General features: G+C 36.3%; 1 protein-coding gene. It reads right to left on the bottom strand.

Annotated features, from left to right (window positions below; translation table 11 throughout):
• A partial coding sequence (locus ACU68Y_RS09165; RefSeq protein WP_446765343.1) for a Rib/alpha-like domain-containing protein occupies positions 1-337 on the bottom strand: 337 nt, incomplete at its 3' end.
• Positions 338-369 lie beyond the last annotated feature (32 nt).

The following is a 369-nucleotide window of genomic DNA, read 5'->3' as shown; positions in this document are numbered from 1 at the left end:
AATTTTTGATGTTGTCTGTCAAGTCGTATGTTTTGCCGAATTCCACAATTTCATCAATTGCTTCAACTGTTGGTATTGGTGTGATTACCGCTGCTTGTTTTTGTATGATAATTTTTGATTGTACTTCGTCAATTGAGCCGTCGCTGTATTTTACGATTATTGTTGTGTCATAGGTTCCTACTGCCTTAGTGTCTGGTTTTTCTTTGAATTCAAATGTTGTATCAGCAGGCAAATCATCTGAGTTTGCAACCAAATCTTTTGCTTCAACATTTTCTCCTTCTAGGATTTTTATTTCTTTACCAGTTGGCTCGTTTGTTTCTGCAAGTGATTTATTCACAACGACTTTTACATTGACAATTCTCGCCTCGC

The organism is Finegoldia sp. P1-F-LS (assembly GCF_052932205.1).
Note: the sequence above shows the minus strand (reverse complement) of the source record. Positions and strands in the feature narration are given on the sequence as shown.